At 69.1% G+C, this 24,549-nt stretch carries 24 protein-coding genes; 19 read left to right on the top strand and 5 right to left on the bottom strand.

Annotation, left to right across the window (positions count from 1 at the left end; all coding sequences use genetic code 11):
* From QM517_RS17320 to QM517_RS17355, 8 genes are all read left to right on the top strand, one after another.
* Positions 1 to 924: an FtsQ-type POTRA domain-containing protein gene (locus QM517_RS17320; RefSeq protein WP_283289298.1), complete on the top strand. Its 924-nt coding sequence runs from the start codon at positions 1 to 3 to the stop codon at positions 922 to 924.
* Positions 925 to 1,074: 150 nt separating this feature from the next.
* Positions 1,075 to 2,253 carry a cell division protein FtsZ gene (gene ftsZ, locus QM517_RS17325; RefSeq protein ID WP_077049892.1) on the top strand — a complete coding sequence of 393 codons (1,179 nt, stop codon included), beginning with the start codon at positions 1,075 to 1,077 and terminating at the stop codon, positions 2,251 to 2,253.
* A 65-nt stretch (positions 2,254 to 2,318) separates the two neighbouring features.
* On the top strand, positions 2,319 to 3,002 hold the full coding sequence (locus QM517_RS17330; protein ID WP_283289302.1) for a YggS family pyridoxal phosphate-dependent enzyme: 684 nt from the start codon (positions 2,319 to 2,321) through the stop codon (positions 3,000 to 3,002).
* Positions 3,003 to 3,033: 31 nt separating this feature from the next.
* On the top strand, positions 3,034 to 3,495 hold the full coding sequence (locus QM517_RS17335) for a cell division protein SepF (RefSeq protein WP_077049894.1): 462 nt from the start codon (positions 3,034 to 3,036) through the stop codon (positions 3,493 to 3,495).
* A gap of 6 nt (positions 3,496 to 3,501) precedes the next feature.
* Entirely contained in the window at positions 3,502 to 3,804 is a 303-nt protein-coding gene (locus tag QM517_RS17340; RefSeq protein ID WP_022877736.1) for a YggT family protein, read from the top strand.
* Positions 3,805 to 3,925: 121 nt separating this feature from the next.
* Positions 3,926 to 4,543 (top strand): DivIVA domain-containing protein, encoded by a 618-nt coding sequence (locus QM517_RS17345; protein WP_077049895.1) that lies wholly within the window; start codon positions 3,926 to 3,928, stop codon positions 4,541 to 4,543.
* A 9-nt stretch (positions 4,544 to 4,552) separates the two neighbouring features.
* Positions 4,553 to 5,137 carry a signal peptidase II gene (gene lspA, locus QM517_RS17350; RefSeq protein WP_278101422.1) on the top strand — a complete coding sequence of 195 codons (585 nt, stop codon included), beginning with the start codon at positions 4,553 to 4,555 and terminating at the stop codon, positions 5,135 to 5,137.
* Between the two features lies 1 nt (position 5,138).
* Complete coding sequence (locus QM517_RS17355; RefSeq protein WP_278101423.1) at positions 5,139 to 6,062, top strand: RluA family pseudouridine synthase; 924 nt, start codon at positions 5,139 to 5,141, stop codon at positions 6,060 to 6,062.
* Between the two features lie 9 nt (positions 6,063 to 6,071).
* On the opposite strand, the gene QM517_RS17360 is transcribed toward QM517_RS17355, so the two are convergent.
* Positions 6,072 to 6,545 (bottom strand): NUDIX domain-containing protein, encoded by a 474-nt coding sequence (locus tag QM517_RS17360; protein WP_283289308.1) that lies wholly within the window; start codon positions 6,543 to 6,545, stop codon positions 6,072 to 6,074.
* Positions 6,546 to 6,644: 99 nt separating this feature from the next.
* Here QM517_RS17360 and dnaE point away from each other — a divergent pair, with 99 nt between their 5' ends.
* The 5 genes from dnaE (at position 6,645) to QM517_RS17385 (ending at position 14,387) form a co-directional block, all read left to right on the top strand.
* On the top strand, positions 6,645 to 10,109 hold the full coding sequence (gene dnaE, locus QM517_RS17365) for a DNA polymerase III subunit alpha (protein ID WP_374114713.1): 3,465 nt from the start codon (positions 6,645 to 6,647) through the stop codon (positions 10,107 to 10,109).
* A 98-nt stretch (positions 10,110 to 10,207) separates the two neighbouring features.
* Positions 10,208 to 11,482, top strand: coding sequence for a hypothetical protein (locus QM517_RS17370; RefSeq protein WP_283289312.1), 1,275 nt, complete (start codon positions 10,208 to 10,210; stop codon positions 11,480 to 11,482).
* Positions 11,483 to 11,545: 63 nt separating this feature from the next.
* Entirely contained in the window at positions 11,546 to 12,847 is a 1,302-nt protein-coding gene (hisD, locus tag QM517_RS17375) for a histidinol dehydrogenase (protein WP_283289314.1), read from the top strand.
* 12 nt (positions 12,848 to 12,859) lie between these two features.
* A complete protein-coding gene (nrdR, locus tag QM517_RS17380; RefSeq protein ID WP_077049902.1) occupies positions 12,860 to 13,351 on the top strand; it encodes a transcriptional regulator NrdR in 492 nt (163 codons plus the stop codon).
* A 10-nt stretch (positions 13,352 to 13,361) separates the two neighbouring features.
* Complete coding sequence (locus QM517_RS17385; protein ID WP_283289320.1) at positions 13,362 to 14,387, top strand: quinone-dependent dihydroorotate dehydrogenase; 1,026 nt, start codon at positions 13,362 to 13,364, stop codon at positions 14,385 to 14,387.
* A gap of 116 nt (positions 14,388 to 14,503) precedes the next feature.
* On the opposite strand, the gene QM517_RS17390 is transcribed toward QM517_RS17385, so the two are convergent.
* On the bottom strand, positions 14,504 to 15,076 hold the full coding sequence (locus QM517_RS17390) for a DUF3043 domain-containing protein (RefSeq protein WP_077049904.1): 573 nt from the start codon (positions 15,074 to 15,076) through the stop codon (positions 14,504 to 14,506).
* Between the two features lie 46 nt (positions 15,077 to 15,122).
* Between QM517_RS17390 and QM517_RS17395 the strand changes: the two genes are divergently transcribed.
* The 6 genes from QM517_RS17395 (at position 15,123) to QM517_RS17420 (ending at position 20,984) form a co-directional block, all read left to right on the top strand.
* Complete coding sequence (locus QM517_RS17395) at positions 15,123 to 16,517, top strand: dipeptidase (protein WP_160897368.1); 1,395 nt, start codon at positions 15,123 to 15,125, stop codon at positions 16,515 to 16,517.
* Between the two features lie 72 nt (positions 16,518 to 16,589).
* Positions 16,590 to 16,955, top strand: coding sequence for an iron-sulfur cluster insertion protein ErpA (gene erpA, locus QM517_RS17400; protein WP_076490686.1), 366 nt, complete (start codon positions 16,590 to 16,592; stop codon positions 16,953 to 16,955).
* A 168-nt stretch (positions 16,956 to 17,123) separates the two neighbouring features.
* Entirely contained in the window at positions 17,124 to 18,005 is an 882-nt protein-coding gene (gene ctaC / locus QM517_RS17405) for an aa3-type cytochrome oxidase subunit II (protein ID WP_083734962.1), read from the top strand.
* A gap of 2 nt (positions 18,006 to 18,007) precedes the next feature.
* Positions 18,008 to 19,771, top strand: coding sequence for an aa3-type cytochrome oxidase subunit I (gene ctaD, locus QM517_RS17410; protein WP_077050115.1), 1,764 nt, complete (start codon positions 18,008 to 18,010; stop codon positions 19,769 to 19,771).
* A 3-nt stretch (positions 19,772 to 19,774) separates the two neighbouring features.
* Positions 19,775 to 20,191: a cytochrome c oxidase subunit 4 gene (locus tag QM517_RS17415; protein ID WP_077049907.1), complete on the top strand. Its 417-nt coding sequence runs from the start codon at positions 19,775 to 19,777 to the stop codon at positions 20,189 to 20,191.
* A gap of 4 nt (positions 20,192 to 20,195) precedes the next feature.
* Positions 20,196 to 20,984, top strand: coding sequence for a PP2C family protein-serine/threonine phosphatase (locus tag QM517_RS17420; protein ID WP_283289329.1), 789 nt, complete (start codon positions 20,196 to 20,198; stop codon positions 20,982 to 20,984).
* 104 nt (positions 20,985 to 21,088) lie between these two features.
* On the opposite strand, the gene QM517_RS17425 is transcribed toward QM517_RS17420, so the two are convergent.
* The 3 genes from QM517_RS17425 to qcrA form a co-directional block, all read right to left on the bottom strand.
* Complete coding sequence (locus QM517_RS17425) at positions 21,089 to 21,511, bottom strand: rhodanese-like domain-containing protein (protein ID WP_283289331.1); 423 nt, start codon at positions 21,509 to 21,511, stop codon at positions 21,089 to 21,091.
* A 146-nt stretch (positions 21,512 to 21,657) separates the two neighbouring features.
* Entirely contained in the window at positions 21,658 to 23,484 is a 1,827-nt protein-coding gene (qcrB, locus tag QM517_RS17430) for a cytochrome bc1 complex cytochrome b subunit (RefSeq protein WP_077049910.1), read from the bottom strand.
* Positions 23,481 to 24,539, bottom strand: a complete 1,059-nt coding sequence (gene qcrA, locus QM517_RS17435; RefSeq protein WP_077049911.1) for a cytochrome bc1 complex Rieske iron-sulfur subunit — start codon at positions 24,537 to 24,539, stop codon at positions 23,481 to 23,483. The genes qcrB and qcrA overlap by 4 nt, the downstream gene beginning before the upstream one ends.
* Positions 24,540 to 24,549: the final 10 nt, after the last annotated feature.

Here is a 24,549-nt window from a genome sequence, read left to right on the forward strand (position 1 = left end):
GTGCGCCGGCCCTCGCCCCTGCCCCCGACCCCCGGGTCGTCGTCGGGCTCTCCCCGCGATCCCGAGCCTCCCGCGCCGGCCGGTCGTGAGGCTCGTGAGGCGGAGGTCGTCGCGCTGCCCCTGCCGCCCGCGGGCGGCGAGTCCGAGCCGGATGCCGCAGAGCTGGGGCTCCGCGACGTGTGGCGCGCGTCGCGTGCGCGTCGTCGCGCACTGCGCGCGGAGGTCCGCCGCTTCACCGTGCGCCAGCGCCGCCGTCGCCGGGTGTGGATCGGCGTCGGCATCGCCTTCGTGGTGATGGTCCTGGGGACAGCGGGCGCCGCCTACAGCCCGCTCTTCGCGGTCGAACGGGTCGACGTCGTGGGCACGTCCCAGTTGGATGCCGCGACGGTCGCGGACGCTCTGAGCAGTCAGGTCGGCACGCCGCTGGCGATGGTGGACGACAGTGCCGTGAAGGCGGCGCTGGTGCGCTTCCCGCTCGTGGAGTCGTACACGCTCGAGGCGCGACCACCCCACGATCTCGTCGTCCGCATCGTCGAGCGCACCCCCGTCGGAGTCGTTCAGACGCCCGCCGGATACACCCTCGTGGATGCCGCCGGGGTCGTGCTGTCGACCACTCCGACCGCGCCCGACGGCCAGCCGGTGATCGATGCGGCGGGCGGCACCGATGCGGAGCCGTTCCACGCCGTCGGACGCGTCATGCGCGCTCTGCCCGACGGCATCCGTTCGCAGGTGACGGCGGTGTCCGCGACCACCCCCGACGACGTGACGCTGACCCTCGGAGCCACGGGTACGAAGGTCGTGTGGGGGAGTGCCGACCGCTCCGCCGAGAAGGCGCGCGTGCTCGACCTGCTGATGCAGAAGAGCCCGCCCGATCGCACCAAGGAGTACGACGTCACCTCGCCCGAGGCGGGCGTGCTCCGCTGATCCGCACCGCGATAATCCGACACGCCGCGTGTCGGGCGGGTTGGGCCGGTGCGTCCGCCTACCTTCGAGCTAAGGAATTGCATACCGGGCAATTCTTTAACCCTCAACATGAGGTTTAGAGTTTCAGGTTCGGGGATAACGGAGGCCGGCATGAGCCAGAACCAGAACTACCTCGCCGTCATCAAGGTCGTCGGTGTGGGCGGAGGCGGCGTCAACGCCGTCAACCGCATGATCGAGCTCGGCCTGCGCGGCGTGGAGTTCATCGCGATCAACACCGATGCGCAGGCGCTGCTGATGAGCGACGCCGACGTCAAGCTCGACGTCGGCCGCGAGCTCACGCGGGGCCTCGGCGCCGGTGCGGATCCCGAGGTCGGCCGCCGCGCGGCCGAGGACCACGCCGAGGAGATCGAGGAGGCGCTGCGCGGCGCCGACATGGTCTTCGTGACCGCGGGCGAAGGCGGCGGAACCGGCACGGGCGGCGCGCCCGTCGTGGCGAAGATCGCCAAGTCGATCGGCGCCCTGACCATCGGCGTCGTCACCAAGCCGTTCTCGTTCGAGGGTCGACGCCGTCAGAGCCAGGCCGAGGCCGGTGTCGGGCGCCTGAAGGAAGAGGTCGACACCCTCATCGTGGTGCCGAACGACCGACTGCTGGAGATCAGCGACCGCGGCATCTCGATGATCGAGGCCTTCGCCACGGCCGACCAGGTGCTCCTTGCCGGTGTGCAGGGCATCACCGACCTCATCACGACCCCGGGTCTCATCAACCTCGACTTCGCCGACGTCAAGTCGGTCATGCAGGGCGCGGGTTCCGCGCTCATGGGCATCGGCTCGGCGCGCGGCGCCGACCGCGCGATCAAGGCCGCGGAGCTCGCCGTCGAGTCGCCGCTCCTCGAAGCCTCCATCGAGGGAGCGCACGGTGTCCTGCTGTCGATCCAGGGCGGATCGAACCTCGGCATCTTCGAGATCAACGACGCCGCCCAGCTGGTGAAGGAGGCCGCGCACCCCGAGGCCAACATCATCTTCGGAACGGTCATCGACGACACGCTCGGCGACGAGGTGCGCGTCACGGTCATCGCGGCAGGTTTCGACGGGGGCGAGCCGTCGCTGCGCATCGATCCCGTCGGCGCCCAGCGTCCCGTCGCCGCACCGGCCGTCCCGGCGATCCCGGCCGACGACGTCGCGCGCGACCTCGACGCCGCCGAGGAGCAGAAGGCACAGGCCCCCGAGCGCAAGCCCGAGCCGGCCCCCGTGGCCGCACGCGTGCCCGACACGTCGTACGACTCCGGCTTCGCGGACGACGACCTGGACGTGCCCGACTTCCTCAAGTGAGCACGAACGGCTGACGCAGCGGGTCCGGTCTCCACCGGGCCCGCTGCGTCGTCGAAGGAGTACCCATGGACACCGCCCTCGCCGACCGGCTGGCATCCGTCGACGCGCGCATCGTCGACGCGGCGCGAGACGCCGGCCGCGACCCCGCCGAGATCACGCGCATCGTCGTCACCAAATTCCACCCGGCGTCGCTCATCACCGACCTGTACGCCCTGGGCGTGCGCGACGTCGGCGAGAACCGCCAGCAGGAGCTGACGGCCAAGCACCGCGAACTCGGGGCCCTCGAGGGTCTCCGCTGGCATTTCATCGGCCAGGCTCAGACCAACAAGGCCCGTGCCGTCCGCGCCGCCGCCGACGTGGTCCACTCCGTCGACCGGCCGCGCATCGCGGACGCCCTGGATGCCGCCGGCGACGGCGCCGTCCTCGACGTGCTGCTGCAGGTCAACTTGACGGACGATCCCGGTCGCGGCGGTGTCGTTCCCGCCGAGGCGGAGGCACTGGCCGCCCACGTCGCCTCGCTCGGAACGCTCCGGCTCCGCGGTGTCATGGCGGTCGCGCCGCTGGACGAGGAGCCCGCGCCGGCGTTCGCGCGGCTCCGGGCCTGCGCGGACGAGGTCCGGCGTGTCGTCCCCGACGCGACGTGGATCTCCGCCGGAATGACGGGGGATTTCCCGGAAGCCGTCGCGATGGGCGCGACACACCTGCGGATCGGCTCCGCAATCACGGGTCCGCGCCCCGCGCGCGACTAGCCTCGAAACAGACGAGCGAACGGAGGATGCGATGTCGAACCCGCTCAAGAAGACGATGGTGTACCTGGGCCTCGCCGACGAGGAGGAGACCTATGAGGAGACTGCTCCGCAGCCGGTCGCGCGCAAGCAGCCCGCGGCTGTCGAGAAGGCCGCTCCGGTGACGCCGCTCCACCGCCCTGCCGTGGTGCGTCAGCCCGCCGCCGGCCCGGTGAGCGAGATCCTCACCGTGCACCCCAAGCAGTACCGCGACGCGCAGACGATCGCCGAGAACTTCCGCGAGGGGATCCCGGTCATCATCAACCTGTCGCAGATGAGCGACGCCGACGCGCGCCGCCTGATCGATTTCGCGAGCGGCCTGTCGCTCGGTCTGTACGGACGCATCGAGCGGGTCACGAGCAAGGTCTTCCTGCTCTCGCCCGAGAACATCGCCGTGTCCGGCGACGGTGCGATCGCGCAGGCCGACCCCGAGGCCGCGCCCTTCGCGTCCCAGTAATCGATCGTGGCCGTCCTGAGCCTGGTCGGCTCCATCCTCAGCGCGCTCCTGTTCATCTACATCGTTCTGCTGCTGGCACGCCTCGTGCTGGAGTACATCCCGATGTTCAACCGTGAATGGCGTCCCCGCGGCGCCATGCTGGTGGTGGCCGAGATCGTCTACACCGTCACCGACCCGCCGATCCGACTTCTTCGGCGGGTGATCCCTCCGCTTCGCATCGGCGGGATCGCGATCGATTTCGCGTTCGCGATCACGATGTTCGCGTGCTTCCTGCTGCTCAGCGTCACGCGGTCGCTCGCGGCACTCTGACCCCTGCACAGCCGTCGCCCTTCGACACCGGAGAAGGGCGGCGGCTATGCTGTTCCGAAGCGGTGTGCCCCGGTGCGACACCCCCCAGTTCCGATTCAGAGCTCTCGAAAGAGGAAACACCATGGCACTGACCCCCGATGACGTCGTCACCAAGCAGTTCCAGCACGTGCGCTTCAAGGAGGGCTTCGACCCCGACGAGGTCGACGACTTCCTCGACGAGATCGTCGTCGAATGGCGCAAGACGATCGCCGAGAATGAAGAACTGAAGGCCAAGCTCGCCGCCTTCGAGTCCGGTGAGGCAGCCCCCGCGGCTCCCGCCGCCGAGGCGCCCCAGGCCGAGGAGCCCGTCGTCACCGAGGTGCCGGCCCCCGCTCCGGCCGCGGCTCCCGCCGCCGAGTCCGACGCGGCACCCGCCGCCCAGAGCGCCGGGATCATCGAGCTGGCCCAGCGTCTGCACGACGAGCACGTCGCCGAGGGCAAGGCCCAGCGCGATCAGCTCATCTCCGAGGCTCAGGCCCAGGCGGCATCCATCGTCGCCGAGGCCGAGAAGCAGGGCCGCGAAGAGCGCGCCCGCCTCGAGAAGGAGCGCACCACGCTCGAGGGTCGCATCACGGAGCTCCGCAACTTCGAGCGCGACTACCGCTCGCAGCTGCGTTCCTACATCGAGGGTCAGCTCCGCGACCTCGACACGGCCGGTTCGTCGTCGGGCTCCACGCCCGTGTCGGCGATCGGTCTGTAGGCCGACTCTTTGCGCAGTCGATCTCCTCTGCGTTCGGCGGCGGCCGGCGCCCTCGTCGCGATTCTCGCGGCGGTGGTGCTGGCCGCCGACCAGTTGGCGAAGACGATCGCCATCGACAATCTCCCCCCGGAGCGTGTCGTGCCGGTGATCGGCGAAGCGCTGCAGTTCTACCTGGTTCGAAACCCGGGAGCCGCGTTCTCCCTCGGTGAGAGCGTGACCTGGATCTTCACGATCGCGCTCGCGGTCGTCGCGGTCATCATCGTCTTCCTCGCCGTGACGCGCGTCCGGTCCCGCCTGTGGGCGATCGTGCTCGGACTGCTGCTCGGCGGTGTCCTCGGAAACCTCACCGACCGCCTCCTGCGTGAGCCCGGGTTCCCCGTCGGGCACGTGGTCGACTTCATCTCGACGCCGTGGATGATGCCCGCGATCTACAACGTCGCCGACGTGTTCATCGTGTCGATGATGATCTCCGTCGCGCTGCTGGTGCTGTTCGGTCTCCGCCTGGACGGCACCCGCGAGACCCGCGCGTCGCGCGCGTCCGCCGCCGCATCCGACGACGCGGTCGAGACGTCCGGCGAATCCGGCGTCCGCTGACATGGACTCGCGGAGTCTTCCCGTCCCGGACGGGCTCGAGGGGGCGCGCGTCGACCAGGCCCTCGCCAAGATGCTGGGCTTCTCGCGCACGTTCGCGGCGGAGGTGGCCGACGCCGGCGGAGTGACGGTCGACGGGCGCACGGTCGGTCGGTCCGATCGGTTGCGCGCGGGCACGTGGCTGAGCGTCGAGTGGGAGCCCAAGCGCGACCCGGAAGTGGTGCCCGTCGCCGTGCCCGACCTCGGCATCGTGTGGGACGACGACGACATCGTCGTCGTCGACAAGCCGTCCGGGGTCGCCGCGCATCCGTCGGTGGGGTGGGAGGGGCCGACCGTCCTCGGTGCGTTGGCCGCCGCGGGATTCCGGATCGCCACGAGCGGGGCCGCCGAGCGGCGGGGAATCGTCCACCGCCTCGACGTGGGCACGAGCGGTCTCATGGTCGTGGCCAAGACCGAGCGGGCCTACACCGTGCTGAAGGCGGCCTTCAAGGACCGGACCGTCGACAAGATCTACCACGCCGTCGTCCAGGGGCACCCCGATCCGCTCGCCGGAACGATCGACGCCCCGATCGGGCGGCATCCGCATCATTCGTGGAAGTTCGCCGTGACCCCCGACGGCAAGGACTCCGTCACCCACTACGAGACCCTCGAGGCGTTCCCGCGGGCGTCGTTGCTGGAGATCCACCTCGAGACGGGCCGGACGCACCAGATCCGCGTCCACATGGCCGCGCACCGGCACCCGTGCGCGGGCGACCCGCTGTACGGCGCCGACCCCACGCTGTCGGCCCGGCTCGGTCTCACGCGCCAGTGGCTGCACGCCCACCGGCTCGCCTTCGCCCACCCGGCGACGGGGGAGTGGGCGAGCTTCGAGTCGCCCTACCCGGCCGATCTGCAGCACGCCCTCGACGTGCTGCGCGACGGCGCCTGAGGCGACGGGTCAGCGGCCGCCCTCGAACCGGGCCGGTCCGGGCGTGAGCGCCGCGCGCACGCGCGCCGCCATCTCGGCATCCAGGATCCGGTCGATCTCCGAGACGGGATGCCACCCGACCTCGGTCATCTCGCCGTCCACGGGCTCGGGCTCGCCGTCGACCCAGGTGCACGCGAACGTCAGGTCGAGGTAGTCGCTCCGGTCGCCGTTGGCGTAGGTGACGCGGGGGATCTGATGCACCCAGGCGAGCCGCTCGACGCGGATGCGGACACCCGCCTCCTCCTCGGCCTCGCGAACCGCGGCGTCGGCGGGTTCCTCGCCGGGATCGACGATGCCGGTGACGGGCGTGAGCCGGCCCGTGTCGCTGCGGCGGCCCAGGAGGAGCTCGTCCCCTCGGACCACGACGGCGGTCACTCCCACCAGCGGCAGGGGCATCGTGCCGACGTGGCGGCGCAGTTCCAGGACGAAGTCGGGAGTGGGCACGCGCCCACGCTAACCCAGGCCGATGTCGGGGGAGGAACGTACACTCGACGGGTGGCAGCAGACTCCTTCGTTCACCTTCACGTGCACAGCGAGTACTCCATGCTCGATGGGGCCGCGCGCATCGGACCCATGGTGCAGGAGGCCGTGAAACTGGGCATGCCGGCGATCGCGGTGACCGATCACGGCAACACCTTCGCCGCCTACGAGTTCTACAAGACGGCGAAGGATGCCGGCATCAAGCCGATCATCGGCATCGAGGCCTACGTGACGCCCGGCACCCATCGCTCCGACAAGTCGCGCGTGCGGTGGGGGACGCCCGAGCAGCAGAGCGACGACGTGTCCGGTTCCGGCGCGTACACGCACATGACGCTGCTGTCCGAGACCACCGAGGGCATGCACAACCTGTTCCGGCTGTCGTCGCGGTCGAGCATGGAGGGCTACTACTTCAAGCCCCGCATGGACCGCGAGCTGCTGCAGACGTACAGCAAGGGCCTCATCGCGACGACCGGGTGTCCCTCGGGCGAGGTCCAGACGCGCCTGCGCCTAGGGCAGTACGACGCGGCCAAGGCGGCCGCGGCCGAGTTCCAGGACATCTTCGGCAAGGACAACTACTTCGCCGAGATCATGGACCACGGTCTGTCGATCGAGCGCCGCATCATGTCGGATCTGCTGCGGCTCGCCAAAGAGCTCGACATCCCGCTCCTGGGCACGAACGACCTCCACTACACGCACCAGCACGACGCCACGAGTCATGCGGCTCTGCTGTGCGTGCAGTCCGGCTCGACGCTCGATGACCCCAAGCGCTTCAAGTTCGACGGCGACGGCTACTACGTCAAGTCCGCCGCCGAGATGCGGCAGGTGTTCCGCGACAACCCTGAAGCGTGCGACAACACGCTCCTGATCGCCGAGCGATGCGACGTCGAGTTCAACACCTCGGCCAACTACATGCCCCGCTTCCCGGTCCCCGACGGCGAGACCGAAGACAGCTGGATGATCAAAGAGGTCGAGACCGGGCTCCACGACCGGTACCCGGGCGGCATCCCCGACGAGGTGCGCAAGCAGGCCGAGTACGAGACCGGCGTCATCCTCCAGATGGGGTTCCCGGGATACTTCCTCGTCGTCGCCGACTTCATCAACTGGGCCAAGGACCACGGCATCCGCGTGGGACCGGGCCGCGGTTCGGGCGCCGGCTCGATGGTCGCGTACGCGATGAAGATCACCGACCTCGACCCCCTGCAGCACGGCCTCATCTTCGAGCGCTTCCTCAACCCCGACCGCGTGTCGATGCCCGACTTCGACGTCGACTTCGACGACCGGCGTCGCGGCGAGGTCATCCAGTACGTGACCGAGAAGTACGGAGACGAACGCGTCGCCCAGATCGTCACGTACGGCACGATCAAGGCCAAGCAGGCGCTCAAGGACGCGGGTCGCGTCCTGGGGTTCCCGTTCAGCATGGGCGACAAGCTCACCAAGGCCATGCCGCCCGCCGTGATGGGCAAGGACATGCCGCTGGACGGCATGTTCAACCCCGAGCACCCGCGGTATAAGGAGGCGAGCGAGTTCCGCACGCTGATCGAGACCGACCCCGAGGCCAAGACGGTGTTCGACACCGCCCTGGGACTCGAGAACCTCAAGCGCCAGTGGGGTGTGCACGCCGCCGGTGTCATCATGTCGAGCGAGCCGCTGATCGACATCATCCCGATCATGCGCCGCGAGCAGGACGGCCAGATCGTCACGCAGTTCGACTACCCCGCGTGCGAGTCCCTCGGGCTCATCAAGATGGACTTCCTGGGGCTGCGCAACCTCACGATCATCAACGACGCGCTCGACAACATCGAGGCGAACCGCGGGCACCCCCTCGTGCTCGAAGACCTCGACCTCGACGACGCGGCATCCTACGAACTCCTCGCGCGCGGCGACACGCTAGGCGTCTTCCAGCTCGACGGCGGACCCATGCGGTCGCTGCTGCGCCTCATGCGCCCCGACAACTTCGAGGACATCTCGGCGGTCCTCGCGCTCTACCGACCCGGCCCGATGGGCGTGAACTCGCATATCAACTACGCGTTGCGCAAGAACAAGCAGCAGGAGATCGAGCCGATCCACCCCGAGCTGGAAGAGCCGCTCGCCGACATCCTCGACACCACGTACGGCCTGATCGTCTATCAGGAGCAGGTCATGGCCGTGGCCCAGCGCGTCGCCGGCTACACCCTCGGTCAAGCCGACCTCCTCCGGCGCGCGATGGGAAAGAAGAAGAAGAGCGAACTCGACAAGCAGAAAGAGATCTTCTTCGGCGGCATGACCGAGCGCGGCTTCGGCGACGTGGCTCAGCAGACGCTGTGGAAGGTGCTCGAGTCGTTCGCCGACTACGCGTTCAACAAGGCGCACACCGCCGCGTACGGTCTGGTGTCGTACTGGACGGCCTACCTGAAGGCCCACTATCCCGCCGAGTACATGGCCGCCCTGCTCACGAGCGTCGGCGATTCCAAGGACAAGATGGCGGTGTACCTCAACGAGTGCCGCCGCATGGGCATCAAGGTGCTCCCGCCCGATGTGAACGAATCGATCCGGTTCTTCGCGGCCGTCGGGGAAGACATCCGCTTCGGTCTGGGCGCCGTCCGCAACGTCGGCACCAACGTCGTCGACGGGATCGTCGCGGCGCGTCAGGAAGCCAAGTACACGTCGTTCCACGACTTCCTGTCCAAGGTGCCGCTGCACGTGGCCAACAAGCGCACGGTGGAATCCCTCATCAAGGCGGGGGCGTTCGACTCCCTCGGGTCCACGCGCCGTGCGCTCGTCGAGATCCACGAGGACGCCTGCGAGGGGGCCGTGCTCGACAAGCGCCGCGAGGCGAACGGCGAGGTGGGCTTTGATTTCGACTCGCTGTGGGACGAGCCGCAGCAGGTCGTGAAGGTCCCCGAACGTCCGGAGTGGACGAAGAAGGACAAGCTGGCGTTCGAGCGGGAGATGCTGGGGCTCTACGTCTCGGACCACCCGCTGGCCGGGCTCGAGGTGCCCCTCGCCAAGCACGCGTCGACTTCGATCCACGACCTGCTCGCCTCCGACGACGTGCAGGACGGTGACCAGGTCACCGTCGCGGGTCTGCTCACCAGCGTCCAGCACCGCGTCGCGAAGCAGAGCGGCAACCCCTATGGCATGGTCACTGTCGAGGACTTCAACGGCGAGGTGACCGTGATGTTCATGGGCAAGACCTACGCCGAGTTCGCTCCCGTGCTGCAGGCGGACTCGATCCTCGTCGTCCGCGGCCGCGTGTCCCGTCGCGACGACGGTCTGAACCTCCACGCGCAGTCGGCGTTCGTGCCCGACCTCGAGGGCTTCGACGCGATGAGCGGTCTTACACTGGTCGTCCCCGAGCAGCGGGCGAACGAAACGCTCGTCGGCGAGCTCGCCCAGATGCTGCGTCGGCACGCCGGCGACACGGAGGTGACTCTCAAGCTCCACAAAGGTGGCACCGCCAAGGTCTTCGAGGTGCCCATGCCGGTGCGGGTGACCGCTGATCTCTTCGGAGAGCTCAAGGGCCTGCTCGGCCCGAACTGCCTGGGCTGACGCCCCGGCCGTGCTGTCAACCCGGGGTCCTCCCCGGGACGACGCGGCCAGTCTCACAGTGACGACGGGTGCCGAGGCACTCGAACGAAAGGACCATCGTGACCGATCGCTACGACGACCTGCCCGCGCACGACGCGGGCTCGGCGGCGGAGGACGACTCCGTGTACCAAGAGAACGGCCACGCTCCCGCGGTCGCCCCGGATGCCGCGGACGAGCCGCGGAGCGCGCGCCCCACCGCCGGCGCCGATGAGGTCGACCACGACGTGGACGACGACGCGTCCTCCGGGCAGCAGGTGGGTGCACGCACGCACGTCAACGCCCGCCGCTCGACGCACACCGAGCTGCCCGACGCCGACGAGCACGCCGCACACGCTCCGCGCGACGCGTCCGCATCGGCCGACACCGCACCGCAGTACGGCGTCGGCCCCTTCTCGATCCGCGAGATCGCTCTGCTCGGGATCTGGGCCGTGATCTTCCTCATCTCGTTCTTCCCGACCAACAACCTGCCCGCGAACGTCCGCGTCCTCGGCGGCGGCGACAACGTCTGGCTGTCCGGCGTGTGGTGGATCCCCACGGTCGCCCTCCCGACGATCGCGGTGGGGCTGCTGGTTCTCCGCCGGCTGTCTCCCCAGGGCATCCGACGGGTCGGGTCGTTGGGGATCGACCAGTTCGCTTCGGTGGCCTTCTCGGTCGCCGCTCTCGTGTGGGTCGCGTGGGTCTGGGACGCCGTGTCCGTGGCGGCCGAGACCGGCCTCTGGACCCGCACCTGGGTCGTCTGGGTCGGTGCCGTGTTCGCGCTGGCCGGTGTCGTCCTCACGGTCTTCGCGCCGATCATCCCGCCGTTCGAGCAAGACTTCCAGGAGCGTCCCGACGCGCCCGCCCACCGCAACGCCCGCCCGGTCCGGGCGGTGGCGAAGCGTCCGGCCCGTCCTCGCCCGGTGCGCACGCCGTCGGCGCCCGCTCCCGCTTCCGCTCCCGAGGGCCACGAGGCGACGGACGACCACGGCCCCGTGCCCGGGAGCTACACGGGATCGACCGACCTTCCACGCACCGACGCCGAGCCGGCGACCTCCGTGTTCCCGACGCACGGCGACACCCACGACACCGACGTGATCGGTGCGGAGGCATCCCCGGCATCCGCCGATCGCACGCGCGAGCACGAGGCCGCTCCACGGCACCCGCAGCCGCAGGCGTTCTGGGCGTTGGCCCCCGAGGAGCGCGACGTCGTCGACGACTACGGCACCCCGATCTTCCGCGTCGGTCCCACGGCGTGGGCTCTCGTGATCGAGGACCGCGGTGAGACGTTCGTCGTCCGCCACGACGACGGACGCATCGGGTACCTGCACGACGTCACGGGCATCACGCGCGGCTGATCACCGTCTGCGAGCCGCCCGCCGCACGGCGGGCGGCTCGCCTTCGGGCGGTAGCCTGGAGGAATGCTCCGCACCATCGATCTGCGCGGTCGCGCGCTCTCGCCGGCCGAGTTCCTCGCCGTTGTTCCCCGTGCCGACGCAGCCCGTGATGAGGCGCTCGCGACGGCGGCGCGCATCGTCGAGGACGTCGCCCGCCGGGGCGAAGAAGCCCTCCGCGAGCAGGCCGAGACGTTCGACCGCGTCAGCGGTCACGCCATCGCCGTGCCCGCCGCGCACCTCGACGAGGCTCTCGCAGATCTGGATCCCGGCATCCGCGCCGCCCTCGATGAGGCGATCCGTCGCGTGCGCGCCGCGTCCGCCGCACAGGTCCCCGCGCCCGTGGTCACCGAGATCGGCCCCGGGGCGCGGGTCACGCAGCGCTGGCAGCCGGTCCGGCGTGTCGGTCTCTACGTCCCGGGCGGCAAGGCCGTCTACCCGTCGAGCGTCGTGATGAACGTCGTGCCCGCCCAGGTCGCCGGCGTGCGCGAGGTGGCGCTCGCTTCGCCGCCGCAGTCCGAGTTCGGCGGTCGCGTCCACCCCGTGATCCTCGCCGCGGCGAAGCTGCTCGGGGTCAGCGAGGTCTACGCGATGGGTGGGGCCGGCGCGATCGGCGCGTTCGCGTGGGGGGTCCCGTCGCTGGATCTGCACCCGGTGGACGTGGTGACTGGTCCCGGCAACAACTTCGTCGCGTCGGCGAAGCGGGCCGTGGCCGGACGCGTGGGCACGGACTCGGAGGCCGGTGCGACCGAGATCCTCATCGTGGCCGACGGGACGGCCGACGCCGCACTGGTCGCCGCAGACCTGGTCAGTCAGGCCGAGCACGACGAGCAGGCCTCGGCCGTCCTCGTCACCGATTCCGCCGAGCTCGCCGAGGCCGTCCGCGCCGCGCTCGAGCCCCGTGTCGCCGGTACCCGCCACACCGAGCGGGTCCGGGCGGCCTTCGGTGGGCCGCAGTCGGCGATCGTGCTGGTCGACGACATCGCCCAGGCCACCGAGTTCAGCAACGCCTACGCGCCCGAGCACCTCGAACTGCACCTGGCCGATCCGCGCCCCGAGGACTACGTCAACGCCGGCGCGGTGTTCGTCGGCCCGTACACGCCCGTCAGCCTCGGCGACTACCTCGCCGGCAGCAACCACGTGCTCCCCACCGGCGGGCAGGCCCGCTACGGTGCGGGTCTCTCGGCCGCCACCTTCCTCCGGCCGCAGCAGGTCGTCGAGTACGACCGGGCCGCCCTGGAGGCGGTGCACGAGTCCATCGTCACCCTCGCCGAGGCCGAGGCCCTGCCCGCGCACGGCGAGGCCGTCACGGCGCGTTTCGCCGACTGATCGAGGTCTCCCATGCATTGCCCGTTCTGTCGCAATCCCGATTCCCGCGTCATCGACTCCCGCACGAGCGATGACGGGCTCAGCATCCGTCGGCGCCGGCAGTGTCCGAAATGCGGCGGCCGATTCTCCACCGTCGAGACCGCGAGCCTGAACGTGATCAAGCGGTCCGGCGTCGTCGAGCCCTTCAGCCGCGAGAAGGTCATGTCGGGCGTCCGGAAGGCGTGCCAGGGGCGGCCGGTGACGGATGCCGATCTCGCCATGCTCGCGCAGCAGGTCGAGGAGGCGATCCGCCAGACGGGGTCGTCGCAGATCGAGGCCAACGAGATCGGCCTGTCGATTCTGGGCCCGTTGCGGGAGCTCGACGAGGTGGCGTTCCTCCGTTTCGCGAGCGTGTACCAGGCGTTCGAGTCGCTGGACGACTTCGACGCGGCCATCGCCCAGCTGCGCGCCGACCACGCCTCCCGGCCGACGGTCGAGCCCGCGGCGCTCGACGACGTCCAGTAGCCTGGCGGGGATGTATCCCCTTCTCTTCCGCTCGGTCCTGAGCCGCCTCGATCCCGAGTTCGCGCACCACCTCGGTGCTCTCGTCATCCGCGCGGCGGGCGTGGGTCCGGTGGCATCCGCGGTCCGGACCGCGACGGCGGCCGACCCGTCTCAGCGCGTGTGGGCTCTGGGCCTGACCTTCGAGTCGCCTTTCGGCGTGGCTGCCGGGTTCGACAAGAACGTGACGATGGTGCGCGGCCTCCGTGCCCTGGGGTTCGGGCACGTCGAGGTGGGGACGATCACGGCCCTGCCGCAGCCGGGCAATCCGAAGCCGCGCCTGTTCCGTCTGGTCGCCGACCGTGCCGTGATCAACCGCATGGGATTCAACAACGAAGGTGCCGACGTCGCCGCACGCCGTCTGCGGGCTCTCCGCCGATCGCGTCGGCGTCCGGTGATCGGGGTCAACATCGGCAAGAGCCGGGCGGTGGCGGTCGAGGATGCCACGACCGACTACGTCCGGAGTGCGCGCCTGCTCGCACCGCTCGCCGACTACCTCGTCGTCAACGTCTCGTCGCCGAACACCCCGGGTCTTCGCGGGCTGCAGGCGGTGGAGACGCTGCGGCCGCTGCTGACCGCGGTGCTCGAGGCCGCCGGCGCCACCCCCCTCCTGGTGAAGATCGCTCCCGACCTCGCCGACGACGAGGTGGGCGACATCGCCCGACTCGCCGTGGACGTGGGTCTGTCGGGGATCATCGCCACCAACACGACCATCGCCCGGGACGGGCTGCGGACGCCGGCCTCGACGGTCGAGGCGGCCGGTGCCGGCGGGCTGTCGGGCGCGCCGTTGAAGCAGCGCGCCCTCGAGGTCCTGGATCTCGTCCGCGCGGCGGTCCCGGCGGACTTCGTCGTGATCTCGGCCGGGGGAGTGGAGACCGCCTCCGACGTCCGTGAGCGTCTCGCCCACGGGGCGACCCTGGTCCAGGGCTACACCGCCTTCCTCTACCTCGGCCCCCTGTGGGCGCGGCAGATCAACCGCGGGCTCGCCGCTCGCGGCTGACTCGCACGGTCGGCCGCCGCGGACGCGCGATGCGCGGGTCGACGGCTCCGCCGCCGGTGCGGAAGACGACGACGGCGGCGTGCCCCGAAGGACACGCCGCCGTCGAAGAGTCGCGGTCAGGCCGGGTACTGGCCCCGCTTGACCTGTGCCTTGGGCAGGCGCATGAACCGCATCTGCACGGTGCGCATCGCCGAGTACCAGCCGAGACCCTTCTCGAGTCGGTCCTCGCCGAACTTCGCCTTGGCCGCACGCTTCACGCGGATCGAGGTGATGATCATGTCGCCGATGACGAAGAGGATGAAGATCCACAGCGCCACGAACGACCAGTATTGGAAGAAGCCGTTCGGCACGAGCGTCAGCACGATGACGAGGATCATGAAGGGCATCACGCCCTCGCCGAGGTGCCATCCGGCGTCGACGAAGTCGCGCGCGAAGCGGCGCTGCGGACCCTTGTCGCGGACCGGGAGGTAGCGCTCGTCGCCGGCGGCCATTCCCACGCGGGCCTTCTCGCGCTGCGCGGCCAGGTCGGCGCGGGCGCGGGCCTTCGCCTCCTTGGTGTCGGCCACGAGGGGGCGCTTGCGCGCGGCCTCCTGCTCGGCCCGAGACGGTGTCGCGCGCCCCTTGCCCGCGGCGGTGGCATCCGACGCGACGGGGGTGTCGTTGGGGACGGGGGCGGGGGACTTGGCCACGGATAACCTCGAGAGCTCACTGGATCGGAGATTTAAGATTACCCGCATGACCCCTGACCTGTCCCGGCAGGATGCCGTACGCGCCACCGCGTCCGACGGCATCCCCGCAGCCCTCGCCGACCTCGGTGCGCTGGTGCGCATCCCCTCCATCGCCTGGCCCGCGTTCGACCAGTCGGGGGTGGCCCGCAGCGCCGAGGCGGTCGCCGAGCTGCTCCGCGGCACGGGGGTGTTCGAGCGGGTCGATGTGGCGCGCGCCGCGATCGCCGACGCCGACGAACTCGGACAGCCCGCGGTCCTGGCATCCCGTCCGGCCCGGAACGGCCGCCCCACCGTCCTCCTCTACGCCCACCACGACGTCCAGCCGCCGGGCGACGAGGCGCTCTGGGACTCGCCCCCGTTCGAGCCCACGGTCCGGGACGGCCGCCTCTACGGACGCGGAGCCGCCGACGACAAGGCCGGCATCATGGTGCACGTCGGCGCGATCCGCGCCCTCGCCGATGCTCTCGGCGACGACCTCGACCTCGGCATCGCCGTGTTCATCGAGGGGGAGGAGGAGTACGGTTCCCGCTCCTTCGCGCAGTTCCTCCAGGACCACGCCGACGTCCTCCGCTCCGATGTCATCGTCGTGGCCGACTCGGGGAACTGGGACGACCGCACCCCCGGACTGACGGTGTCGCTGCGCGGGAACGCGCGGTTCACCCTCACTGTCCGCACTCTCGCGCACGCGTCCCACTCCGGGATGATGGGCGGCGCGGTTCCGGATGCCATGCTCGCCACGGTCAAGCTCCTCGCGACGCTGTGGGACGACGAGGGCGCCGTCGCGGTCGAGGGCCTCGCCGTGCGCGACGCCGAGACGCCGGGGTACGACGAGGCGACCCTTCGCGCGGAGTCCGGGCTGCTCGACGGCGTGTCGCCGATCGGCCGCGACAGCATCCTCAGCCGGATCTGGAACAAGCCGTCCGTCACCATCACGGGATGGGATGCCACGCCCGTGGAAGCGGCGTCGAACACCCTGGCGCCCGAGACGCGTGTCGTCATCAGCGCGCGCGTCGCACCCGGACAGCCGGCGGCGGAGGCCTTCGCCGCGATCGAGGCGCACCTGCGTGCCCACGCGCCCTTCGGTGCGCAGCTGGAGTTCACGGACGTGGACTGCGGCGACGCGTTCCTCGTCGACACCGCGGGATGGGCCGTCGAGGACGCTCGCGCCGCCTTCGCCGACGGGTACGGCGTCGATGCGGTCGACGTCGGCATCGGCGGATCGATCCCGTTCATCGCCGACCTCGTGCGGGAGTTCCCCGGTGCGCAGATCCTGGTGACCGGTGTCGAGGACCCGCACGCCCGTGCCCACAGCCCGAACGAGTCGCTGCACCTCGAGACGTTCCGCAACGCGCTGGTCTCCGAGGCCCTGCTGCTGGAACGTCTGAACCGCCGCACCGTCTGATCGGCTCCGCGGGGACGAGGCGGGCGTAGAATCGACTCGTCCCCGCGACCGAACGACCCGAAGGGCCACGCCATGACCGACACGACACTGTCGTCCGACGCCGTCACCCGCGAGCACGGAGTCGCCCTGACCGACGCCGCCGCCGACAAGGTGAAGAGCCTGCTGTCCCAGGAAGGACGCGACGATCTGCGACTGCGCGTCGCCGTGCAGCCGGGCGGATGCTCGGGCCTGATCTACCAGCTCTACTTCGACGAGCGCTACCTCGACGGCGACAAGGTCGCCGACTTCGACGGTGTCGAGGTCATCGTCGACGACATGAGCGTCCCGTACCTCGACGGTGCGAGCATCGACTTCAAGGACACGATCTCGGAGCAGGGCTTCACGATCGACAACCCCAACGCGCAGGGCTCCTGCGCGTGCGGCGACAGCTTCCACTGAGCCGCGCCACGACGCTCCGGCGCCGAATTCGACGACCCCCGGGAACCGCGGATCACACCGCGAAAACCGGGGGTTTTCGATGCTTCGGTGCTGGACGATTGGCCAGAGAACCGTAAGAGGTTGCTCTAGACTGTCGAGAGCAACATCCACGACCCGGAAAGGTGCACTGTGCCCTCCAAACGTCGCCTTCGTTGGGCAGCCGTCCCCGTCGGGATCGCTTCCGTCGCACTCCTTTCGGGCTGCACCACGTCGCAGCTGCACGGATTCCTCCCGGGGTTCGTCGATGACGGGACGCCTGCGACGAACCACACCGACATGGTGGCCGGTCTGTGGGTGAACTCGTGGATCGTGCTGCTCGCGGTCGGCGTCATCACATGGGGCCTGATGCTGTGGGCCGTCATCGCCTACCGCCGTCGCAAGGGCCAGTCCGGCCTGCCGGTGCAGCTGCGCTACAACATGCCGGTCGAGATCTTCTACACGGTCGTGCCGCTGATCCTCGTGATCGGGTTCTTCGCGTTCACCGCTCGTGACCAGAACACCCTCGAGACCCAGTACGACAACCCCGACGTGTCCATCACGGCCTACGGCAAGCAGTGGGCGTGGGACTTCCAGTACAACGGCACCCGCGAGGACAACTCCGACGCCGTGTACTCGATGGGCGTCCAGGCCAAGGCGACCGGCGACGGATACGACCTGCAGGACGTCCCGACGCTGTACCTCCCGGTCAACAAGACGGTGAAGATCGACCTGCGCTCGCGCGATGTCATCCACTCGTTCTGGATCATCGACTTCCTCTACAAGAAGGACATGTACCTCGGCCGCGAGAACGAATGGTCGTTCACGCCGACGCGCGAGGGCACGTACGAAGGCAAGTGCGCCGAGCTCTGCGGCGAGTACCACTCCGCGATGCTCTTCAACGTCAAGGTCGTCAGCGAGGCCGAGTACGAGGCGTACCTCGACTCGCTGCGCGAGGCCGGCGATGTCGGCGACATCAGCGATCTGTCCCGCCTGCAGAACCTCAACACGGCCGGCGCCGAAGGGAACAAGTGATCATGGCCACGACGCTTCCGCTCCAGGGAACGGGTCCTTCGCGCCCCACGACCCTCCCGCCCCGCCAGGCCGCGCTGCTGAGCAGCACCCGCGTCGAGGAGAAGGGCAACCTGGTCGTCAAGTGGATCACCTCCACCGACCACAAGACGATCGGGTACATGTACCTCATCTCGTCGGTGCTCTTCTTCATGCTCGGCGGCGTGATGGCCCTCATCATCCGTGCCGAACTGTTCGAGCCCGGGATGCAGATCATCCCCACCAAGGAGCAGTACAACCAGCTCTTCACGATGCACGGCACGATCATGCTGCTGATGTTCGCGACGCCGCTGTTCGCCGGTTTCGCCAACGCGCTGCTGCCGCTGCAGATCGGTGCTCCCGACGTGGCCTTCCCGCGTCTGAACGCCTTCGCGTTCTGGCTCTTCCTCTTCGGCTCCACGATCGCGGTGTCGGGCTTCCTCACCCCGCAGGGCGCCGCCGGCTTCGGCTGGTTCGCGTATCAGCCGTTGGCGAATGCGAGCTTCTCTCCGGGTGTCGGAGGCAACCTCTGGATGCTGGGTCTGGGCATCAGCGGCTTCGGTACGATCCTCGGCGCCGTGAACTTCATCACCACGGTCCTCACCATGCGCGCGCCGGGCATGACCATGTGGCGCATGCCGATCTTCTCGTGGAACACGCTGATCACGAGCATCCTGATCCTCCTGGCGTTCCCGGTCCTCGCGGCCGCCATCTTCGCCGCCGCCGCCGACCGCGTGCTCGGCGCTCAGATCTACAACCCCGAGAACGGCGGCGTGCTGCTGTGGCAGCACCTCTTCTGGTTCTTCGGTCACCCCGAGGTGTACATCATCGCCCTGCCGTTCTTCGGCATCGTCTCCGAGATCTTCCCGGTGTTCAGCCGCAAGCCGATCTTCGGATACAAGACGCTCGTCTACGCGACGATCGCGATCGCGGCCCTGTCCGTCGCGGTGTGGGCGCACCACATGTACGTCACGGGCGGCGTCCTGCTCCCGTTCTTCGCCCTCATGACGATGCTCATCGCGGTGCCCACCGGCGTGAAGATCTTCAACTGGATCGGAACCCTCTGGCGCGGATCCGTGACCTTCGAGACCCCGATGGTCTTCGCCCTCGGCTTCCTCGTCTCGTTCGTCTTCGGTGGCCTCACCGGCGTCATCCTGGCCTCGCCGCCGTTGGACTTCCACCTGTCGGACTCGTACTTCGTCGTCGCGCACTTCCACTACGTCGTCTTCGGCACGGTCGTGTTCGCGATGTTCGCCGGCTTCTACTTCTGGTGGCCGAAGTGGACCGGAAAGATGCTCAACGAGCGCCTCGGCATGGTCCACTTCTGGATGCTCTTCATCGGCTTCCACATGACGTTCCTCATCCAGCACTGGCTGGGTGTGGACGGCATGGTCCGTCGCTACGCCGATTACGCCGCCGCGGACGGGTTCACCTGGGGAAACCAGCTGTCCACCGTGGGATCGATGATCCTCGGCGCCTCGATGATCCCGTTCCTCCTGAACGTCTGGATCACGGCCCGCAAGGCGCCGCGCGTGACGGTCGACGACCCGTGGGGCTACGGCGCCTCGCTGGAGTGGGCGACGTCCTGCCCGCCCCCGCGCCACAACTTCACGTCCATCCCGCGCATCCGCAGCGAGCGTCCCGCGTTCGACCTGAACCACCCCGAGGCCGGCATCCCGGTCGGTGTGGGCCCCGCGAAGGATGCCCCCGACGCGCCTGTCGTCGATGCCGCAGCCGGAGAGGTCAAGTAACCCATGCGTACCAATGTCGGACTCTGGTGGCTGCTCACGGGCTTCGCGTTCTTCATCGGCATCGTCTACGCGGTGTGGAACGTCATCAGCCACGGCTCCGTGGAGTGGGTGGGCACGGTTGCGCTGATCTTCATGGGCTTGATGAGCGCCATGATCGCGTTCTACATCAGCCGTGTCGTCAAGGCGCAGCGCGGCGAGCTCCCCGAGGACTCGCTGACGGCGGACATCGACGACGGTGACCCCGAGATGGGCGAGTTCAGCCCCTGGTCCTGGTGGCCCATCGTCCTCGCGGGCTCGGCGGCCATCGCCGTGATCGGCCTGGCGGTCGGCAGCTGGCTCGTGCCCGTCGCCTTCGCCATCTTCGCGATCGCCATCGTCGGCTGGGTGTACGAGTACTACCGCGGGTACTTCGCGCGCTGATCTCGTGCCTCTCCGGTTGAACACCGCGGCCGTCTCCGACGCCGGCGCCCACCGTCCCACCAATCAGGACGCCGCTTTCGCGGCATCCTGGGGTGCGGCGGTGGCCGACGGCGTGGGGGGTGGCCCTTCCGGCGATCTCGCCTCGGCGGCGCTGGTCCACCGTCTCGTGGCCACCCGCGACACCGGTCTCGACGCCGACGGTCTGCTCGTCCGCATCCGCGAGGCCAACTGGGACATCCGCGCCCACGTGGAGCGCGACCCGGCCCTCCAGGGGATGGCTACGACCTTCACCGGCGTCTTCCTCGGCGTCGAGTCCGAATTGCTGCTCGCCCACACCGGTGACTCCCGCGCGTATCTGCTCCGGGACGGCGAGTTCACACGTCAGACGCGCGACGACTCCTACGTGCAGGCGCTCGTCGACCACGGCATCATCTCGCCGGAGGCGGCTGCGGCGCATCCGCGTCGCAACATCATCACGGCGTCGCTCGGGGGCTCGGAAGGCGATGTGGTGTCGGTGGCGTCTCACGCGCCGCGACCGGGCGACCGATGGGTGCTCTGCAGCGACGGACTCACCGACTACGTGCCGGAGGGCGACGTCGCCCATCTCGTCGCCAGCGCCGAAGATCCCCGTTCTGCTGCGGCATCGGCGGTCGCGCTGGCGCTCGAGGCCGGTACGCGCGACAACGTCACGGTCGTGGTGTGCGACGTCGTCGACGACGACGTCCCGCCGAGCGAACCGGTCTTCTTCGGGTCGGCGGCGCGCTGGTTCACCGAGGACATCGAGACCGCCTGACCCGGCTACGGCCGCGGATACCCTGACCCGGCGACGACCACGAATGCGCTGACGCGGGGCGACGGCCGCGGGTCCACCCGGGCAACGGACACCCGGCCCGGGCTTCAGGCGGGCCTGTGTCCGCCGCGGACGACCATGACGGTGGGATCGAAGACCCGCTCGAGCGCTCCTCCATCGTTCTCGAACGGCTGGCCCTCGCGCACCCAGTACTCGTACCCGCCGATCATCTCGCGGACCGCGTAGCCGAGACGGGCGAACTCGAGCGCCCCCTTCTGCCCGGCGTTGCAGCCCGGGCTCCAGCAGTACACGACCACGGGCACGCCACGGTCGAGTTCGATGGGCGCACGCTCGGCGATGTCCCGGTACGGCATGTGGATCGCGCCGGTGATGCGTCCCTGCGCCCACGCCTCGTCTCCGCGCACGTCGACGAGGACGAACACGTCTCCCGCCTTCTGCGCGGCGTACACGTCGGAGGGATCGGTCTCGAAAGCCAGCCGGTTCGAGAAGTAGGTTTGCGCGTCGATCATGCCCCCACGCTAGATCCCGGGTGCGCTCGGGGGAGAGGGGGAGGGATGCCAGACGTCGATCGCTTCCTGCCACTCCACCGTGCCCGTGGTCGCGCCAATGAAACGACGAAACCCCGGTGCCGAGGCACCGGGGTTTCGTGGACTGACTACGCGCTCTTGTCGCCGTCCGGGCCGAGACCCTTCGGGGCGGGGAATTCGACCTCGACACGCTCGCCGACCGCGTTGTGAGGGCGACCCTCGGCGTCGGCACGAGCATCGGCGCCGGCGATCTCGTCGGCCTCCTCGTGATCGATGTGATCGAGCTCGTGGTGCTGGTGGGCCACCGCGGCATCGAGCTCAGCCTGCGTGAGCGGGGTGAGCCGATCCTCGAAGAACCAGCGCGACACGGAGGCGCGGAAGTTCTGCAGAGCCGAGATCTGACCCTTGGCGTTGGGGCGCACCACCAGGGGCTCGTAGGTCTCGTTGTCGACCAGCTTCCAGCGCTCGTACTCGTCGACGGGCTGGTGCACCTCGATGTACTCGCCGCCGGGAAGGCGGACGATGCGACCCGACTCGTACCCGTGCAGCGCGATCTCGCGATCCTTCTTCTGCAGCGCGATGCAGACGCGCTTCGTGACGAAGTAGGCGACGATCGGTCCGAGGATCAGCAGCGCCTGCAGGGCGTGGATGACACCTTCCATCGTGAGGTGGAAGTGCGTCGCCATGATGTCGGACGAGGCTGCCGCCCACATGACCGCGTAGAACGTCACACCGGCGGCGCCGATGGCGGTCCGGGTGGCGGCGTTCCGGGGACGCTGGGCGATGTGGTGCTCGCGCTTGTCGCCGGTGATCCACGCCTCGATGAAGGGGTAGATCAGGACGAGGACGATGAACAGACCGAGGACGCCGACCGGGATGATGATGTTCCACGACCAGGTGCGGTCCCAGAGCACGAACTCGAGGTGCGGCGGGATGAGGCGCAGCATTCCGTCGGCGAAGCCGATGTACCAGTCGGGCTGAGTACCGGCCGACACCGGCGACGGGTCGTAGGGGCCGTAGTTCCAGATGGGGTTGATCGTCACGAGCGCCGCGATCAGGACGATCACACCGAACGTGATGAAGAAGAACCCGCCCATCTTGGACGCGTACACGGGCAGGATCGGGTAGCCCACGACGTTGCTGTTCGTTCGGGCGGGGCCGGCGAACTGCGTGTGCTTGTTGATGATCATGAGCATCAGGTGCACGGCGAGCAGCGCGACGAGGATCGCCGGGAGCAGCAGGATGTGCAGCGTGTACAGGCGGCCGACGATCGCGGTACCGGGGAACTCGCCACCGAAGAGGAGGAACGAGGTCCACGTGCCGATCACGGGCAGACCCTTGATCATGCCGTCGATGATGCGCAGACCGTTGCCCGAGAGCAGGTCGTCGGGGAGCGAGTATCCGGTGAAGCCCTCGGCCATGGCGAGGATGAACAGGATGAAGCCGACCACCCAGTTGAGCTCGCGCGGCTTGCGGAACGCGCCGGTGAAGAACACGCGGAGCATGTGCACGCCGATGCCGGCCACGAACACCAGAGCCGCCCAGTGGTGGATCTGACGGACGAGCAGGCCACCGCGGAGGTCGAACGAGATGTGCAGCGCCGACTCCATGGCGGCGGACATCGCGATGCCGCGCATGGGCTCGTACGCACCGTTGTAGTGCGTCTCGACCATGGAGGCCTGGAAGAAGAACGTCAGGAACGTTCCCGACAGCAGGACGACGACGAAGCTCCACAGAGCGATCTCACCGAGCATGAACGACCAGTGGTCGGGGAAGATCTTGCGACCGAGCTCCTTGACGATGCCCGAGATGCTGGTGCGCTCGTCGAGGTAGTTCGCCGCGGCGCCGACGAAGCGGCCACCGAGGGGCTTGCCCTGCAGGTCTGCCTTGGGAGGACCCGAGTAGACCGCCGGTTCGGTGGTGATGTTCTCCGCGGGGTGGGTGGCGGTGCTCATGAGCGCTCCCAGAAGCTGGGGCCGACGGGCTCTTCGAAGTCACTCTGTGCGACGAGGTAACCCTCGGCGTCGACGGTGATGGGGAGCTGCGGCAGGGGACGGGCAGCCGGGCCGAAGATGACGGCCGCTCCGTTGGCGACGTCGAACTGCGACTGGTGGCAGGGGCACAGGAGGTGGTGGGTCTGCTGCTCGTAGAGCGCGACGGGGCAGCCGACGTGCGTGCAGACCTTGGAGTAGGCGACGATGCCGTCGTACGTCCAGTCCAGGCGGTTGGTCTCGGGGTTGAGCGACTCGGGCTGCAGACGCATCAGGAGAACGATGGCCTTGGCCTTCTCTTCGAGGTAGCCCTCGTCGTGGCCGACTCCGGCGAGCTCTTCCGGAATGACGTGGAAGGCCGAGCCGAGCGTGACGTCGGCGGCGCGGATCGGACGGCCCGACGGGTCGTGCGCGAGGCGCATGCCGCCCTTCCACATCGTGTGGCTGAGCAGCTTCACCGGATCGGCATCCTGCGGAGCGAGGCCGCGGAACAGCGTGATACCGGGGATGACCGAGGCGAGGAGCGCCGCGAACATCGAGTTGCGGATGATCTCGCGACGACCGAAACCGGAGTCCTTCTCGGCCTCGACGAAGACGTTGACCGCACCCTCACGGGTGGCATCGCGGCCACGGGTCGCGTGGCGGTCTTCGATGTGCTCCTTGTCGGACATGACGGCCTTGGACCAGTGGATGGCGCCGATGCCGATCGCGAGCAGCGCGAAGGCGATGCCCAGACCGATGAACAGGTTGTTGTTCCGGATGTCGACCAGGGCGCCCGACTCGATCGGGAAGATCATGTAGGCGATGCTCGCCCAGATGCTCGCCGCGACGGAGAAGTAGAACAGCGTGTAGACCGTGCGTACCGCACGCTTCATCGCCTGCGGGTCCTGATCGGTCATGCGCTGGCGGTGCCCCGGGAGACCGGGGTTCTGCACGGGGTCGGGAACCGCGACGGCGAGCCCGGAGCCGGGCTTCCATGAAGCCCTCTCGTGCTCGAGTGCGTCTTCCTCGTGTGCCATGGTGCTCCTC

Source organism: Microbacterium sp. IEGM 1404 (assembly GCF_030056775.1).
In the GTDB taxonomy this organism is placed as follows: Bacteria; Actinomycetota; Actinomycetes; order Actinomycetales; family Microbacteriaceae; genus Microbacterium.

Excerpts from the sequence above, each read along its gene's own strand:
- ftsZ (WP_077049892.1), top strand. The coding sequence starts at position 1,075 with ATGAGCCAGAACCAGAACTACCTCGCCGTCATCAAGGTCGTCGGTGTG.
- QM517_RS17330 (WP_283289302.1), top strand. The coding sequence starts at position 2,319 with ATGGACACCGCCCTCGCCGACCGGCTGGCATCCGTCGACGCGCGCATC.
- QM517_RS17335 (WP_077049894.1), top strand. The coding sequence starts at position 3,034 with ATGTCGAACCCGCTCAAGAAGACGATGGTGTACCTGGGCCTCGCCGAC.
- QM517_RS17345 (WP_077049895.1), top strand. The coding sequence starts at position 3,926 with ATGGCACTGACCCCCGATGACGTCGTCACCAAGCAGTTCCAGCACGTG.
- QM517_RS17355 (WP_278101423.1), top strand. The coding sequence starts at position 5,139 with ATGGACTCGCGGAGTCTTCCCGTCCCGGACGGGCTCGAGGGGGCGCGC.
- dnaE (WP_374114713.1), top strand. The coding sequence starts at position 6,645 with ATGCTCGATGGGGCCGCGCGCATCGGACCCATGGTGCAGGAGGCCGTG.
- hisD (WP_283289314.1), top strand. The coding sequence starts at position 11,546 with ATGCTCCGCACCATCGATCTGCGCGGTCGCGCGCTCTCGCCGGCCGAG.
- nrdR (WP_077049902.1), top strand. The coding sequence starts at position 12,860 with ATGCATTGCCCGTTCTGTCGCAATCCCGATTCCCGCGTCATCGACTCC.
- QM517_RS17385 (WP_283289320.1), top strand. The coding sequence starts at position 13,362 with ATGTATCCCCTTCTCTTCCGCTCGGTCCTGAGCCGCCTCGATCCCGAG.
- QM517_RS17395 (WP_160897368.1), top strand. The coding sequence starts at position 15,123 with ATGACCCCTGACCTGTCCCGGCAGGATGCCGTACGCGCCACCGCGTCC.
- erpA (WP_076490686.1), top strand. The coding sequence starts at position 16,590 with ATGACCGACACGACACTGTCGTCCGACGCCGTCACCCGCGAGCACGGA.
- ctaD (WP_077050115.1), top strand. The coding sequence starts at position 18,008 with ATGGCCACGACGCTTCCGCTCCAGGGAACGGGTCCTTCGCGCCCCACG.
- QM517_RS17415 (WP_077049907.1), top strand. The coding sequence starts at position 19,775 with ATGCGTACCAATGTCGGACTCTGGTGGCTGCTCACGGGCTTCGCGTTC.
- QM517_RS17425 (WP_283289331.1), bottom strand. The coding sequence starts at position 21,511 with ATGATCGACGCGCAAACCTACTTCTCGAACCGGCTGGCTTTCGAGACC.
- qcrB (WP_077049910.1), bottom strand. The coding sequence starts at position 23,484 with ATGAGCACCGCCACCCACCCCGCGGAGAACATCACCACCGAACCGGCG.
- qcrA (WP_077049911.1), bottom strand. The coding sequence starts at position 24,539 with ATGGCACACGAGGAAGACGCACTCGAGCACGAGAGGGCTTCATGGAAG.